At 65.3% G+C, this 15,707-nt stretch carries 12 protein-coding genes; 1 reads left to right on the forward strand and 11 read right to left on the reverse strand.

Annotation, left to right across the window (positions count from 1 at the left end; all coding sequences use genetic code 11):
- Positions 1-20: 20 nt before the first annotated feature.
- From B2W22_RS18730 to B2W22_RS18780, 11 genes are all read right to left on the reverse strand, one after another.
- Positions 21-344, reverse strand: a complete 324-nt coding sequence (locus tag B2W22_RS18730) for a DUF3325 domain-containing protein (protein ID WP_056567777.1) — start codon at positions 342-344, stop codon at positions 21-23.
- Positions 341-2,056 (reverse strand): PepSY-associated TM helix domain-containing protein, encoded by a 1,716-nt coding sequence (locus tag B2W22_RS18735; protein WP_175122874.1) that lies wholly within the window; start codon positions 2,054-2,056, stop codon positions 341-343. The genes B2W22_RS18730 and B2W22_RS18735 overlap by 4 nt, the downstream gene beginning before the upstream one ends.
- Positions 2,053-2,331, reverse strand: a complete 279-nt coding sequence (locus B2W22_RS18740) for a DUF3649 domain-containing protein (protein ID WP_175122875.1) — start codon at positions 2,329-2,331, stop codon at positions 2,053-2,055. The genes B2W22_RS18735 and B2W22_RS18740 overlap by 4 nt, the downstream gene beginning before the upstream one ends.
- A 201-nt stretch (positions 2,332-2,532) precedes the next feature.
- The gene (locus B2W22_RS18745) at positions 2,533-5,061 is read right to left on the reverse strand and encodes a TonB-dependent siderophore receptor (RefSeq protein WP_286939134.1); all 2,529 of its coding nucleotides are present in this window, start codon (positions 5,059-5,061) and stop codon (positions 2,533-2,535) included.
- A 78-nt stretch (positions 5,062-5,139) separates the two neighbouring features.
- Positions 5,140-6,114 carry a FecR domain-containing protein gene (locus B2W22_RS18750; RefSeq protein ID WP_286939136.1) on the reverse strand — a complete coding sequence of 325 codons (975 nt, stop codon included), beginning with the start codon at positions 6,112-6,114 and terminating at the stop codon, positions 5,140-5,142.
- Positions 6,107-6,640, reverse strand: coding sequence for a sigma-70 family RNA polymerase sigma factor (locus B2W22_RS18755; RefSeq protein ID WP_286939137.1), 534 nt, complete (start codon positions 6,638-6,640; stop codon positions 6,107-6,109). Before B2W22_RS18755 ends, B2W22_RS18750 begins: the two co-directional genes overlap by 8 nt.
- Before the next feature lie 113 nt (positions 6,641-6,753).
- Complete coding sequence (gene zapE / locus B2W22_RS18760; protein ID WP_175184285.1) at positions 6,754-7,845, reverse strand: cell division protein ZapE; 1,092 nt, start codon at positions 7,843-7,845, stop codon at positions 6,754-6,756.
- Between the two features lie 84 nt (positions 7,846-7,929).
- Positions 7,930-9,357 (reverse strand): dihydrolipoyl dehydrogenase, encoded by a 1,428-nt coding sequence (gene lpdA / locus B2W22_RS18765; protein ID WP_056567795.1) that lies wholly within the window; start codon positions 9,355-9,357, stop codon positions 7,930-7,932.
- A 132-nt stretch (positions 9,358-9,489) separates the two neighbouring features.
- On the reverse strand, positions 9,490-10,728 hold the full coding sequence (gene odhB / locus B2W22_RS18770) for a 2-oxoglutarate dehydrogenase complex dihydrolipoyllysine-residue succinyltransferase (protein WP_175122879.1): 1,239 nt from the start codon (positions 10,726-10,728) through the stop codon (positions 9,490-9,492).
- Between the two features lie 103 nt (positions 10,729-10,831).
- Positions 10,832-13,699, reverse strand: coding sequence for a 2-oxoglutarate dehydrogenase E1 component (locus B2W22_RS18775; protein WP_175184283.1), 2,868 nt, complete (start codon positions 13,697-13,699; stop codon positions 10,832-10,834).
- A 327-nt stretch (positions 13,700-14,026) separates the two neighbouring features.
- Complete coding sequence (locus B2W22_RS18780; RefSeq protein WP_056567804.1) at positions 14,027-14,497, reverse strand: Lrp/AsnC family transcriptional regulator; 471 nt, start codon at positions 14,495-14,497, stop codon at positions 14,027-14,029.
- 192 nt (positions 14,498-14,689) lie between these two features.
- On the opposite strand from B2W22_RS18780, the gene B2W22_RS18785 reads away from it, so the two are divergent.
- Positions 14,690-15,706, forward strand: a complete 1,017-nt coding sequence (locus tag B2W22_RS18785) for a 1-aminocyclopropane-1-carboxylate deaminase (protein WP_175122881.1) — start codon at positions 14,690-14,692, stop codon at positions 15,704-15,706.
- Position 15,707 lies beyond the last annotated feature (1 nt).

A 15,707-nucleotide genomic window follows, 5' to 3' on the forward strand; every position in this document is an offset into this window, starting at 1 on the left:
AAAGACTCGAGGCCCCGTGTTTACAGCACCGCCAGCACTGGCGCCGCCAGCGCGCACAGGCCGCCCGCGGTCAGCGCGGCGCGCGGCCGGAAGGTCAGGAACCAGATCAGCAGCAGACCGGCGATGCTGAGGATGCCGATCCATTCGACCGTGCCGTAACTCCAGCCCCAGACCGCCGCCGAGGCCCACAACGACAGCGCCAGCGACGCCCAGCCGAACAGCCGCAGCGGCAGCCGATGGCGGCGCGGCAGGGCGCGGTCGAACAGGTCTTCGTAGTGACGGTCCATGCCCAGGCACAGGGCGGAAAACCCTGCATAGGCCAGGCAGAAGGCGGCAAGCGTCATGGCGTATCACCTCGCGGTTCAAAAGCGGTCCGGTGCACGGCGGCCGGGACGGCGGGTTCGTGGGCGGGGGCTGGGGCGGTTGTCGGGATATGGGCAGTGGCGGCGACGGCGGCCTTGACCGCTTCGTTGCGCGCGGCGCGCGGCTTGCCCGCCGTTCTGGCGGGCGCCTTGCGGGCGCGGGCGGCCTTCACCGCCATCCAGGCAAAGAACACGGCGCTGGCCAGGCACGTCAGGTCAAAGCCCGCCATCACCCAGTCGCCCTGCGGCAGGGAAACGCCCAGGTGCCGGTCGGTGGTCAGCGCATTGACCACGGGCACCAGCGCCAGCGCGACGGCGGCGATGGCAAGCAGGTCCTGCCACTTGCGCCGCTGGAACAGAAACGCGTAGACCAGCGACAGCCCCCATGCCATGAAGAAGGCGCGCACTTCCCAGACCTGGCGGCCGGGCATGTCGGCCGGAAGGAGCCGGTTGGCCAGGAACACAGCCGCCACGCCGAACACGACGCCCGCGATGGTGCCCGCATTCAGGCCATCGACCAGACGCAGCGAGAAGGCTTCCCGCGCGTCGCCCTGCCGCGCCTTCTGACGGCGCTTGGCGATCCACAGCACGAGGCCTGTGGCCACCATGGCCGTGCCGGCCAGGCTGACGATGAAATAGAACCAGCGCAGCAGCGGTTCGGCGAACAGGCCCAGGTGCAGGCCGGTGATGACGCCCGTGGTCACGACGGTGGCGCTGTGATCGTCCTCGGCCTCCTGCAGCGCGCCCGTCACCCCGTCAAAGCGCATGAAGGGCGCCAGCAGCCCGTACGACACGCCGTCACCCACGTTGCGCACCAGCGTGATGGTGGCGCCCGCATCGCCGGGGTTGTTGACGGTCACCCGCCCGAGGCGGCCCTGCCAATGCTGCTGGGCCTGTTCCACCAGCGGCGCGATGTCGACCAGCGGCGCCGGCTGGTTCTGCGGCGGCGTAATCTTGTTGGCCTTGAAGACCTCGCTCGTGAACTGGCGCGGATTGTCGTACACGGCCTGGATGCCCGCCGGCATCAGCATCACCATGAACAGCACCAGGCCGCTGAAGGTGATCATCAGGTGAAACGGCAGACCCAGCACGGACAGCACGTTGTGGCCGTCCATCCAGGCGCGCTGCCCGCCCTTGCCCGGCCGGAAGGTGAAGAAGTCCGCGAATATCTTCTTGTGCGTGATGATGCCGCTGATGATCGCCACCAGCATGAACATGCCCGCGATGCTGGCCAGCCAGCGCCCCCACGGAAACGCGGTCTCCAGTTCGAAATGGAAGCGGTAGAAGAAGTCGCCGCCGCGCGTCTGGCGCGCCGTCACGGGCTCGCCGGTGGCCGCATCCAGCTTGACGCGCACGAACCCGCGTTCACCCGGCTTGGGCTTGGGCGTCTGGTACAGCAGCTGGATGAGGGGCTCGCGATCCGAGGGCGGCGTGATGAACCAGCGCTTGGCGTCCGGCGCGTGTTCCGCCAGATAGCGCTGCGCCGTGGCAACGGCCTGCACTGCCGGCGCCGGCTGCGCTTGAACCTCAGGTTGCATCCAGCGCGTGATCTCGGGCCGGAAGAAGGCCAGCGAGCCCGTCAGGAACATGGCGAACAGCACCCAGCCGAAGATCAGGCCTGCCCACGTGTGCAGCCAGGACATGGACTGACGAATGCCCTCTTCGCCGGGATGCTTGTGCTTGGCCGCCTTCATGCCGCCACCAGCCGATGCGCCAGGAATAAACCGCCCAGCAGCGCGGCCGGGCCCAGGATGCCAGCCCAGGCGCGCCAGGCGCTGCGCGTGGCGAACACCCAGATCACGCCGCAGGCGTAGACCACGAAGGACAGCATCTGCGCCGCGGTCACGGCGTCGGCGCGCCCCATGGGCAGCCAGACCGCCAGACAGGCAGCCGCCGCCGAAGCCAGGGCGTAGCCGCCCAGGATGGCGGCCGTCGCGCGAGAGAAAACGGCCATTCTGTAGCGCATCATGCCTGCGCCGGCTGCGGGAGCTTTCACGGGAGTTCTAGGTGGTGGCGGGTCCGTGGCGGACCCGGGGTGGGGACGGGGTTTCCGAGCTTATCCGCCTTTCCCTGTATAAGGCCTGAATTATAACGATTCTCGTTAAGTCAGGAACGGCAGTCTCGGACCAAAGAAAAGGCGGCTCGCCGGGGAGCCGCCTTTTGGCGCTGCTTACCAGCGATACCGCAAGCTGGCCTTGATGGAGCGCTGGTAGCCGAACCAGCACCACGATTCGCCGGAGCACGACGCGATGTACTCCTTGTCGAACAGGTTCTGCACGTTCAGCGCCACCTGCATGCCCTTGAGCGCGGGCGAGGCGCGGCCCAGGTCGTAGTCCAGCATCAGGTCCACCAGCGTGACCTTCGGCACCTTCAGCGTGTTGGCTTCGTTCGCATAGGACGATCCGATGTAGCGCACGCCACCACCAACGCCCAGGCCGGCCAGCGGCCCTTCCTGAAGCTGGTAGCGCGCCCACGCCGACGCCTGTTGCGACGGCAGCGCGGCCGGGGTCTTGCCGGTCAAGTCGAAGCCGGCCGCATTGGGATAGGCCTTGGTGTACTCGTTGTTCATGATCGAGTACGCGGCAATCAGCGACAGTCCGCGCATCGGCTCGGTCTTGGCTTCGAGCTCGATGCCCTGCGTGCGCAGCTCGCCCGCCTGGATCGAGCAGCGGCCGCCGGCCGTGCCGCACACGTGCGTCGGATCCGGATCGGTGGTCGTCATGTTCTCGCGGCGGATGTCGAACGCCGCGAACGTGAGCAACGTGGCCGAACCCGGCGGCTGGTACTTGATGCCCACCTCGTACTGCTTGCCTTCGATCGGCTTGAACGGCGTGTTGTTCCAGCCCGTGCCCGACTGCGGCTCGAAGGATTCCGAATAGCTGAAGTACGGCGCCACGCCATTGTCGAAGTTGTAGATGGCGCCGATCCGGCCCGAAAAGGCTTCCGCTTTCAGCTTGGACGGGGTGACACGGCCGGAAGCGATGGTGGTCGTTTCACCCACGTTGCGCGACCAGTCGTAGCGCCCGCCCAAGAGGAACGACAGACGGTCGATTTTGATCTGGTCCTGAAAGTACACGCCCGTCTGGTACTGCGTGGTGGACGCGTCGCTGGAGAACGCCGGCACCGGAATGTTCTGGAAATTGTCTGGGTTCTTCACGTACAGCGGGGGCGCCGAGCCAAAGCCCGAAAGCGTGTCGGTCTTGACGTGCTGATAGTCAAAGCCCACCAGCACGTTGTGGCCAATCTTGCCCGTGTTGAACCGCGCCTGCAGGTTGTTGTCGATCGTCAGCGCGCCAACGTCCACGTCCGTCGCGATGGAGGCGCGCTGGTGATACAGGTAGGTCGGGTCGGTGTATCCGTAATAGTTGGTCATCGCGCCGTAGACGCTACGGTACTTGGCGTCCGAATGCGTCCAGCGCAGGCTTTGCGACGCCTTGAAGGTGTCGTTGAAGCGATGGTCCAGGATGTAGCCCAGCGAATAGCTCTTGCGGTCGCTCTTTTCGAAATTGGCGTCGCCATCGTAGTAATCGGCCGGCAGACGGAAACCGTCGGGCGCGCGCAGCAGCGTGCGCATCGCCGGCACGGCGCCGTACGAGCCCATGTCGGGATCGTGCTGGAAGTTGGTCAGGATGGTCAGCGACGTGTCCGCATTGGGTTTGTACGCGAACGCCGGCGACACAAAGTAGCGGCGCTCCTTGGTGTCCTGAACCTGGCCGTCAGACATGTAGCCCGAGCCCACCAGGCGGTACAGGTATTTGCCCTCTTCGTCGATGGGGCCGCCGAAGTCGAAGTTGGCGCGGCGGAAGTCGTAGTTGCCGACCTGCAACTCCACTTCGCGCAGCGGCTCTTCCAGCGGACGCTTGCTGACCTGGTTCACCACGCCGCCCGGGCCGCCCTGCCCGTACATCACCGACGCCGGGCCCTTCAGGACGTCGACGCGCTCGAGGCGGAAGGCGTCGACCTGCGGCAGCGCATCGCGGCCGCCGAACACACGCAGCCCGTCCAGATAGGTGGACGCCGAGAATCCGCGCACGTTGAACTGGTCCAGGCGGGTCGCCGTGGCGCCGCGGGACTCGGTGGCAACGCCCGCCGTGTAGCGCAGCACCTGGTTCAGCGTCTGCGCGCCCTGCTCGGTGATCTGTTCGCGCGTGACGACGGACACCGACTGCGGCGTCTCGATCAACGGGATGTCGGTCTTGGTGGCGCTGGCGCTGGCGGTGGCCACATAGCCCACCGTGGGCGCAAAGGCGCTGTCCGACATGCCCGTCACCGTCACCGGCGCGAGCGTGTGCGTGTCGCCCGTGGAGACCGGCGCGGGCGCCAGCGTCCAGGTGTTGCCGGACTGCGCGCGGGCCTGCAGGCCGCTGCCCGCCAGGATGCGCGAGAAGCCCGCGCCCACCGTGTAAGAACCACTCAACCCATCCGAACGCCGGCCGCGCACCAGCGCCGGGTCGAACGACAGCACCACCCCGGCACTACGCGCGAACTGGGTCAGCGCGTCGGCCAGCGGCCCTGCGGGAATCTGGTAGCTGCGCTGGCCATTGGCGGTGGCTTGCGCACCTGCGGCAGGCGCCGGCTGCGCCCAAGCCGCCGGCGCACCGGCAAACAGCGCCCCGGCGCAGGTCGCGGCCAGCACAGCTTTACGGCCGGCCGTCATCGGTGTGCGCAGGCGCGGGTGGATTGAAGCGGACACAAACATCTCCCTGTACGGTGGTTTCTTTCTGCTTTCCGTACGGGGATGCAAAACCTGCAATGCGCCGGCAAGAAAATTTGTAACTCAGGCGCCGCTGGGGCCAACCTGCAGCCAGTACTGCGTGCGGCGCGTCACCGCGATGGGCAAGGTGTGTTCCAGCGCCTTGAGCGCGCGCTCGGCGTCGTCCAGTGGAAACACGCCCGACAGCCGCAATGCCGCCACCGCAGGATCGACGCGGATCACGCCCACCCGCTGGCGCGCCAGGTGCTCGGCAAAATCGTCCAGCCGCCACTCCTTGGCCACCACCATCCCGTCCACCCACGCCAGGCGATCCGGGTCCGACGCGGCGCGGCGGACCTCGCCATCGTCGGCGTAGGCAAGCCGTTCACCGGCGCTCAGTTGCGTCATCACGCCCTGGCGCAGCAGCGCGACGCTGCCTTCATATACGCCCACGCGCGAACCGTCCGCCGTGCGCCGCAGGTCAAACCGCGCGCGCTCGGCCCGCAGTTCGCCGTAGCCGGTATCCACACGCAGCGCCTGCACGCCCGGGCGCGGCTCGGCCTGCACCAGCATCTCGCCACGCAGGAGGTCGATGTCGCGCGCGCTGCCGCTGACGTTGACGCGCACCGCGGTATCGCTGTTCAGCGTGACGCGCAGCCCGTCCGCCAGCGCCAGCGCACGGCGCTCGCCCACGCCGGTGCTGTAGTCGGCGACCAGCCGTTGCCACGGGGCATGGCGGTAGCCCGCCCACCCGGTGGCAGCGATGCCCCCGCCGGCCAGCAGACAGCGTAGCGCGGCGCGCCGGCCGTGCGAGGCAGGCGCATTCAGCGCCGTGTGCGCCAGGGCCGCCGGCACGCGGCGCGCATTGCGGCCGATGTCCTGCAGCCGATCCCACGCCACGCGGTGCGCGGGGTCCTGGGCCAACCAGGCCCGGCAGGATTCGTGGTCGCGCGCATCGTCAATGCCCGATTGCAGGCGCGCCCACCACGCGATGGCCTCGCGCACCACGGCATCGGACGGGCGGGCGTCCACAGGCGCGCCGTTGGCCGCGTCAGGCATGGATCGCCGCATAGCAGGCGGACATTGCGCGCACCATGTACTGCTGCACCGAACTCAACGACACATCGAGGCGTTCGGCGATCTCGGGATACGTCAGGCCATCCAGCTGCGACAAGAGGAAGGCCGCGCGGGCTTTGGGCGGCAGCCCGTCCAGCAGGCGATCCAGCTGAACCAGCGCCTGCAGTTGCTCGGCCTGCGCCTCGGGCGATGGCGCATAGGATTCGGGAACGGTGTCCAGATAGGCCAGATACGCATGCTCCAGCGCGGCATGGCGCTGGTGATCGACCACCAGGCCTTTTGCAATGGTGGTGAGCAGCGCGCGCGCCTCGCTGGCGCGCACCTGCTTGCGGCCCTGGATCACCCGGACAAAGACGTCCTGGGCCAGGTCTTCCGCGCGGTGTTCGCAGCCCAGCTTGCGGCGCAGCCACCCAAACAGCCACGGGCGGTGATCGCGATACAGGCCATCGACAGGCGCGACCTGGGCGTCGACGCACGGGGCCGATGAGGAAAGCAAGGTGGAAGACACGGATTGAGACTGCGGCGCTGAACCAAAAGTCCCAAAATCTTAATTGATAATGACTTGCATTAACAATGATTGCGACCACCCGGCCCTCGAAATGAGGGCGGTATGAGGCTTTACTACAACGTCACGGCCAGACGGCGTTCGGATTCCAGGTATTCGCGCGACTGCATTTCCAGAATGCGGGACACCGTCCGGTGGAACTCGTTGGCCAGCGCGCCTTCCGTGTAGATCTCTTCAGGTTCGCACTCGGCCGACATGATGAGCTTGACACGGTGGTCGTAGAACACGTCGATCAGCCAGGTGAAGCGGCGCGCCTCGGACGCCTGGCGCGGACCCATGCGCGGCACGCCCGACAGGATCACGGCATGGAAGCGGTTGGCCAGTTCCAGGTAGTCGTTCTGCGAACGCGGTCCGCCGCACAGCGTGGCAAAGTCGAACCACACTACCGAGCCGCCCAGCGCCAGCGCGCGGATCTCGCGGTGCTCAATGCGCAGCACCGGATCCTGCGGCGGCGTATCCGCCAGCGCATCGAAGGCCGATTGCAGCGCTTTCTGGGCGTTTTCGTCCAGCGGCGTGTGATAGCTCTGCACCTGCTCCAGCGAGCGGCGGCGGTAATCAATACCCGCATCCACGTTCATGACATCCATGCGCGACTGGATCAGCGCAATGGCGGGCAGCACGCGGTCGCGGTGCAGACCATCGGTGTACAGCGTGGACGGTTCGTAGTTGGACGTCATCACGAAGGACGTGCCGTATTCGAACAGCTTGAGCAGCAGGCGGTGCAGGATCATCGCGTCCGCTACATCGGACACGTGGAATTCGTCAAAGCAGATCAGCCGGTAACGCTTGGCCACGCGCTTGGCGACCTCGTCCAGCGGATCCTGCATGCCCTTCACTTCCTCGAGTTCGCGGTGCACGCCGCGCATGAACTCGTGAAAGTGCAGACGCGTCTTGCGCACGACGGGCACGGTGGCATAGAAGGCGTCCATCAGGAAGCTCTTGCCGCGGCCCACGCCGCCCCACAGGTAAACGCCGCGCGGCACGTCGGGACGGTTCAGCAGCTTTTTCAGCGCATTCGAGCGCATCGACTTGAACTTGACCCATTCGTCGTAATAGCGCTGCAAGCGGTCGATCGCCTTCTTCTGCGCGTCGTCGGGCTTGTAGCCGCGTTCGGCCAATGCGTGTTCGTAGTAGTCGCTGACGTTCATAGGGGAACCGGATCAAGCTGAAGGGAATAAAGAAAAGGGCGGGTCCTGGAACCCGCCCCCGGTCTTGCAGAAGTCAGACGCGGCTTAGAAGTTCAGCGCGCGCTTGTCCACGGCCAGAGCGGCTTCCTTCACGGCTTCCGACAGGGTCGGGTGCGCGTGGCAGATGCGGGCGATGTCTTCGGCGGCGCCGCGGAATTCCATGATGGTCACGGCTTCCGAGATCAGTTCCGAGGCCATCGGGCCCACGATGTGCACGCCCAGGACTTCGTCGGTCTTGGCATCGGCGATCACCTTGGCAAAGCCGGTGGTGTCACCCAGCGCGCGGGCGCGGCCGTTGGCCAGGAACGGGAAGCTGCCGGCCTTGTACTCGCGGCCTTCGGCCTTGAGCTGCTGCTCGGTCTTGCCGACCCAGGCGATTTCCGGCGAGGTGTAGATGACCCACGGCACGGTGTCGAAGTTGACGTGACCGTGCTGGCCGGCGATACGCTCGGCAACCGCCACGCCTTCTTCTTCGGCCTTGTGCGCCAGCATCGGGCCGCGCACCACGTCGCCCACTGCCCAGACGTTCGGCAGGTTGGTCTTGCAGTCGCCGTCGACGGCCACGAAACCGCGCTCGTCCAGCTTCAGGCCCACGGCGTCGGCGTTCAGGCCGCCGGTGTAGGGCACGCGGCCGATCGAGACGATCAGCTTGTCCACGACCAGCTTCTGCTCGGCGCCCTTGGCGTCGACGTAGGGCACGGTCACCGACTTGGCGGTCGCCTTGATCTCACCGATCTTGACGCCCATCTGGATGTTCAGGCCTTGCTTGGTGAAAGCCTTGAGGGCTTCCTTGGCCACTTGCCCGTCGGCGGCGGCCAGGAATTCCGGCATCGCTTCCAGGATCGTGACTTCGGAACCCAGGCGGCGCCACACGCTGCCCATTTCCAGGCCGATCACGCCGGCGCCGATGACGCCCAGCGTCTTGGGCACGGCGCCGATGTTCAGTGCGCCGTCGTTGGACAGCACGACCTTTTCGTCGAACGGCAGGCCGGGCAGTTCACGCGCCGACGAGCCGGTGGCGACCACGACGTGCTTGGCAACCAGGTCTTCCTCGGCGGTGCCGGTGACCTTGATGGCCCAGCCGCCTTCCACCTGGCCGCTGAACGCGCCCTTGCCGTGGAAGAACGTGACCTTGTTCTTCTTGAACAGGTACAGGATGCCGTCGTTGTTCTGCTTGACCACCGTGTTCTTGCGGCCGATCAGCGTGTCGAGCTTCAGGCTGACGCCCTTGACTTCGATGCCGTGCTCGGCGAAGTGGTGGTTGGCTTGTTCGAAGTGTTCGGACGATTGCAGCAGCGCCTTGGACGGGATGCAGCCGACGTTGGTGCAGGTGCCGCCGGGAGCCGGGCCGCCTTGGCCGTTTTGCCAGGCGTCGATGCAAGCGACCGACATGCCGAGCTGCGCGGCGCGGATGGCGGCGATGTAGCCGCCGGGGCCTGCGCCGATCACGACGACGTCAAATTGTTTGGACATAGTGTTCTCGCGAATGAGGGATGAAGAAGCGCACTTCCTGCCCAGCGCAGTCGGGCTGCGGGCCGGCGGGGAGCCGGCCCGGGCGCCGCGCGACCAGCAGGTCAGGCGCGGCGCCGGTCAGGGGCGTCGAGATTACAGGTCCAGCAACAGGCGCTGCGGATCTTCCAGGGCGTCCTTCATGGCGACCAGGCCCAGCACGGCTTCGCGGCCGTCGATGATGCGGTGGTCGTAGGACAGGGCCAGGTAGTTCATCGGGCGGATGACGATCTGGCCGTTTTCGACGACGGCGCGATCCTTGGTGGCGTGCACGCCCAGGATGGCCGATTGCGGCGGGTTGATGATCGGGGTCGACAGCATCGAGCCGAACACGCCGCCGTTGGAGATCGAGAACGTGCCGCCGGTCATTTCTTCAATGCCCAGCTTGCCGTCGGCAGCGCGGCGGCCGAAGTCGGCGATGGTCTTTTCGATGTCGGCGATGGACAGCTGGTCGGCGTTGCGCAGGATCGGCACCACCAGGCCACGCGGGCTGCCGACAGCGATACCGATGTCGAAGTAGCCGTGGTAGATGATGTCCTTGCCGTCGATCGAGGCGTTGATCAGCGGGTACTTCTTCAGCGCGGCAACGGCGGCCTTGACGAAGAACGACATGAAGCCCAGCTTGATGCCGTGTTCCTTTTCGAACTTGTCCTTGTACTTGGCGCGCAGGTCGATCACGGCCTGCATGTTGACTTCGTTGAACGTCGTGAGGATGGCGTTTTCTTGCTGCGATTGCAGCAGGCGCTCGGCGATGCGGGCACGCAGGCGGCTCATCGGCACGCGCTGTTCCGGACGGCCATCCAGCGACAGCGTGGTCGGGGCGGGCGCGGCGGCGGCCTTGGCCGGTGCGGCCTTGGCGGGAGCGGCGCTGGCGGCCAGGGCGTCGCCCTTGGTCACGCGGCCGTCACGGCCCGAACCCGCCACGGAAGCGGCGTCAACGCCCTTCTCGGCCAGGATCTTCGAGGCGGCGGGCGAAGCGACGCCGGCGGCGGCCGTCGAGGCCGGTGCAGCAGCGGCGGGCGCGGGAGCAGCAGCGGCTTGCTCGGCGGCCTTCGGGGCTTCAGCCGGCGCGGTGGCGGCGGCGCCAGCCTTGGCGGCGGTGTCGATGCGGGCCAGCACTTCGCCCGAGGTCACGGTGCTGCCATCGCCCTTGACGATTTCGGCCAGCACGCCCGAGGCGGGGGCCGGCACTTCCAGCACGACCTTGTCGGTTTCGACTTCGATCAGGATTTCGTCGGCTTCAACGGCAGCGCCCGGCTGCTTCTTCCAGGTCAGCAGGGTCGCTTCGGAAACGGATTCGGAAAGTTGGGGAACGACGACGTCGGTAATAGCCATTTTGTTTATTCCGTAGAGAGTATGTTCTTGTCACGCGGCGCGGCAAGGTTCGAAACGGGGTTCCAGAACGCTTGCCGCCCGCGGCGCGTGCATCAAGTAAAGGTTACTTCGTCAACATGACCTTGAACTTGGGCGCGAAGGCCGTCTCGATCAGGGCCTTCTGCTGCTCCTGGTGCTTGGCCAGGTAGCCCACGGCCGGCGATGCCGACGCGGCACGGCCTGCGTAGCCAAGCTTCTGGCCTTCGACCATGTTCTCGTACACGTGATGCTGAACGTAGAACCAGGGGCCTTGGTTCTGGGGTTCGTCTTGCACCCAGATCACTTCGGTCGCCTTGGGGTACTTGCGCAGTTCGGCTTCGAACGACTTGTGCGCAAACGGATACAGCTGCTCGACGCGGATGATGGCGACGTTGTCGGCGCCACGCTCGCGGCGGGCGTTGACCAGGTCGTAGTACACCTTGCCCGAGCAAGCCAGCACGCGCTTGACCTTGCCGGCGTCGATGGCCTCGTCGACCTCGCCGATGACCGGGCGGAAGCTGCCGCCGGCCAGATCGGTCAGGGGCGAACCGGCGTCCTTGTTGCGCAGCAGCGACTTCGGCGTGAACAACACCAGCGGCTTGCGGAACGGGCGGATCATCTGGCGGCGCAGAACGTGGAAGATCTGCGAAGCCGAGGTCGGCTGAATCACTTGCATGTTGTTGTCGGCGCACAGCTGCAAGAAGCGCTCGATGCGGCCCGACGAGTGCTCGGGACCCTGGCCTTCGTAGCCGTGCGGCAGCATCAGCGTCAGGCCCGACTGGCGGCCCCACTTGGCTTCGCCGGAGCTGATGAACTGGTCGATCACGACCTGGGCGCCGTTGACGAAGTCGCCGAACTGGCCTTCCCAGATGACGAGCGTGTTGGGCTCGGCGCTGGAGAAGCCGTACTCAAAGCCCAGCACAGCCTCTTCGGACAGCACGGAGTCGATGACGGTGAACGGGGCCTGGCCTTCCGACACGTTCTGCAGCGGAATGTAGGTGCCGTCGTTCCAGCGTTCGCGGTTCTGGTCGTGCAGCACGGCATGGCGGTGCGTGAACGTGCCGCGGCCCGAATCCTGGCCGGTGATGCGGATGGCGTAGCCCGAGGACACCAGGGTCGCGAAAGCGAGGTGTTCGCCCATGCCCCAGTCCAGGTTCATTTCGCCCTTGGCCATCGTGCGGCGGTCGTTCAGCAGCTTGGCGACCAGCGGGTGCACCGTGAAGCCTTCCGGCACGGTGGTGATGCGTTCGCCGATGCGCTTGAGTTCAGCCAGCGGCACGGCGGTGTCGGCCTGGTCGGTCCACTTGGCGCCCAGGAACGGCGACCAGTCGATCGCGTACTTGCTCTTGTAGTCGGTCAGCACCGGTTCGATGGTGCGCTGGCCGTCTTCCATGAGCTGGCGGTAGTCCTTGACCAGCTGATCGGCTTCGCCGTCGGCCAGCACGCCCTGCGTGGTCAGCTTGTCGGCGTACAGCTTGCGCGTGCCGGGATGGTGGCCGATGCGCTTGTACATCAGGGGCTGCGTCAGCGACGGCGTGTCTTGCTCGTTGTGGCCCAGCTTGCGGAAGCAGACGATGTCCACGACGACGTCGTGGCGGAATTGCAGACGGTAGTCCAGCGCCAGCTTGGTGACGAACACCACGGCTTCGGGATCGTCGCCGTTGACGTGGAACACCGGGGCTTCGATCATCTTGACCACGTCGGTGCAATACAGCGTCGAACGCGAGTCACGCGGGTCGGACGTGGTGAAGCCGATCTGGTTGTTGATGACGATGTGCAGCGTGCCGCCCGTACCGTAGCCGCGCGTCTGCGCCAGGTTCAGGGTTTCCATCACGACGCCCTGGCCGGCAAAGGCCGCGTCGCCGTGCACCAGCACCGGCAGCACTTGCTTGCCTTCGGCATCGCCGCGGCGTTCCTGGCGGGCGCGTGCGCTGCCTTCGACGACGGGGTTGACGATTTCAAGGTGAGACGGGTTGAAAGCCAGCGACAGGTGGACGGGGCCGCCGCGCGTGGACAGGTCGCTCGAGAAGCCGTTGTGGTACTTCACGTCGCCGTCGGTCAGGCCTTCGGCGTGCTTGCCTTCGAACTCGGCGAACAGGTCGCCGGGCATCTTGCCCATGATGTTCACGAGCAGGTTCAGGCGACCGCGGTGGGCCATGCCGACCACGATTTCCTGGACGCCGTTTTCACCGGCGTGGTTGACCACTTCGTCCATCGAGGCGATGAAGCTTTCGCCGCCTTCCAGCGAGAAGCGCTTCTGGCCGACGTACTTGGTGTGCAGGAAGCGTTCCAGGCCTTCGGACTCAGTCAGCTGCTGAAGGATGTGGCGCTTTTCTTCCGGCGTGTACGTGGGCGCGCCCAGCGTGGTTTCCAGGCGTTCCTGGATCCAGCGCTTGGCGGCGGGGTCGGAGATGTGGGTGAATTCTGCACCGATGCTGCGGCAGTACGTGTCGCGCAGCGCCTTCAGGATGTCGCGCAGCGTCATCGTGCTGGCGGTCGTGAAGTAGGTGTTGGTGGCCGAGTACGTCTGGTCCAGATCGGCTTCGGTCAGGCCGTAGAAGGCGGGATCGAGCTCGGGGATCGGCGGACGTTCCTGGCGCTTGAGCGGATCCAGATCGGCCCAGCGCGAGCCCAGCGAGCGGTAGGCGGCAATCAGCGATTGCACCGAGACCTGCTTGCTGGCGACGCTCAGATCGGGTTCGGCCGCGCGTTGCACGAAGGCATTGGCCTTGGCGCGCTGGGCGAAGGATTCGACGATGGGAGCGTGGGCCTGGTCGCGAGTGGATTCCTGGCCGTCGGTTGCGGGAGCGTGCTGCAATTGGTCGAAGTATTCGCGCCAGTTGTCAGGTACCGAACCGGGATTATCGAGGTAGGCTTCGTAAAGCTCCTCGACATATGGGGCATTACCCCCAAAGAGATAAGACGTGGATAGAGATTCTATTTCCGAAGACATATCGCTTCACCTTTACGAGTGCTTCACTCGAGACGATGCAGGAAAACCTTCCGCGACACGGGCTTCCCGTTAGGCGGATAGCAGGGGCAGAAGGCGCGTACAAGCCTTGAAAGCCTATGGTCGAGAAGTATAACCCTTTGAGTTTATGGGCGTCTTCCTGCATTTCTGTGACGCAAAAGGCCTTTCGGAATGCTGTCATGCGGCAACGGAATGTCCGTCCAACCCCTTCCATTGCGCCGTCTACGCGCTACCAAAATCCGTCAATGCAAAATGCGGCAGCGCGTCATTTCAAATAACAGAAAAGATGAGTGTTGCGTTTACGCGTCGTCAAACCGGCAGCGCGGTGGTCGACATGATCTCTTTGAGCACGAAAAAAGTACGAATCTGGCGTACGCCGGGCAGCTTGATGATCTCGCCCGCATGCAGCTTGTTGAAGCGTTCCAGGTCCCGGATACGCAACATCAGGAAATAGTCGAATTCGCCCGCCACCAGATGGCATTCCAGGCAACCGCTGATGCCCTTGGCCGCTTCCTCGAAGTCTGTGAATGAATCGGGCGTCGAGCGATCCAGCACCACGCCAACGATGACCAGCGTAGCCATATCGACGTCAGCGGGCTCCAGCAACGCGACCGTCTTTCGGATGACGCCTTCGCTCTTCAACCTTTCCACGCGCCGCAGGCACGCTGCCGGGCTCAGATGCACGCGGGCGCTCAAATCCAGATTGGTGATCTGCGCATCGTCCTGAAGAATGCGCAGGATCTGGCGGTCGATGCGGTCCAGCGTGAAAACGGCGGTCATTGGCTGCGTCCCTGAAAATTAAATTTCGCCTGGATTTTTATTTTGGAAATATTAGATCCATTAAACGCAGATAACGACCTTTCGATTCGGCGGATTTAAAAAATACGCAATTGACCCCTCAACCCCATGATTTCTATGATTTTTGCGAACCCCGCCGCAACGCCGGGCCCGCCCGAATCACCAGGAGCCACCATGGATCTGCAACGTTTTCCCCGTCATCGCCTGACCTTTGGCGATACCCCGATCGAAAAGCTGGAGCGCTTGTCGCAGCATCTGGGCGGCAAGGTCGAGATCTACGCCAAGCGTGAGGACTGCAACAGCGGCCTCGCCTTCGGCGGCAACAAGCTGCGCAAGCTCGAATACCTGATTCCGCAGGCGCTGGAACAAGGTTGCGACACGCTCGTCACGATTGGCGGCATCCAGTCCAATCACACGCGGATGGTCGCGGCGGTGGCCGCCAAACTGGGGTTGGCCTGCGTGCTGGTCCAGGAGAACTGGGTGGACTATTCCGATGCGGTCTACGACCGCGTCGGCAACATCATGATGAGCCGCCTCATGGGTGCGGACGTGCGGCTGGTCGATCAGGGCTTTGACATCGGCTTTCGCCGCAGTTGGGAAGAGGCGCTGGAAGAAGTGAAACGCCGCGGCGGCAAGCCCTATGCGATTCCGGCGGGCGCGTCCGATCACGAATTGGGCGGGCTGGGCTACGTGGGCTTTGCCGAGGAAGTGCGCCGCCAGGAAGCCGAGCTGGGATTCAAATTCGACTACATCGTCGTGTGCGCGGTCACGGGCAGCACGCAGGCCGGCATGGTGGTGGGTTTTGCGGCCGACGGCCGCGCCGATCGCGTCATCGGCATCGATGCGTCCGCCACGCCGGACCAGACCCGCGCGCAGGTCCTGCGCATCGCGCGGCGCACCGCCGACCTCGTCGGCTTGGACAAGCCCATCGAAGACAAGGACGTGGTGCTGGACACGCGCTACGCCTATCCCGCGTATGGCCTGCCCTCAGCCGAAACCAACGACGCCATCCGCACGTGCGCTCGGCTGGAAGGCATGATGACCGATCCCGTGTACGAAGGAAAATCCATGCAGGGAATGATGGACATCATCCGCAAAGGCGAAATTCCCCCCGGCTCGAAGGTCCTGTATGCGCACCTGGGAGGGGTGCCGGCGATCAACGCCTACAGCTTTCTCTACCGCAACGGATAGC

Source organism: Achromobacter sp. UBA4530 (assembly GCF_002388205.1).
Classification (GTDB): Bacteria; Pseudomonadota; Gammaproteobacteria; order Burkholderiales; family Burkholderiaceae_B; genus Achromobacter; species Achromobacter animicus.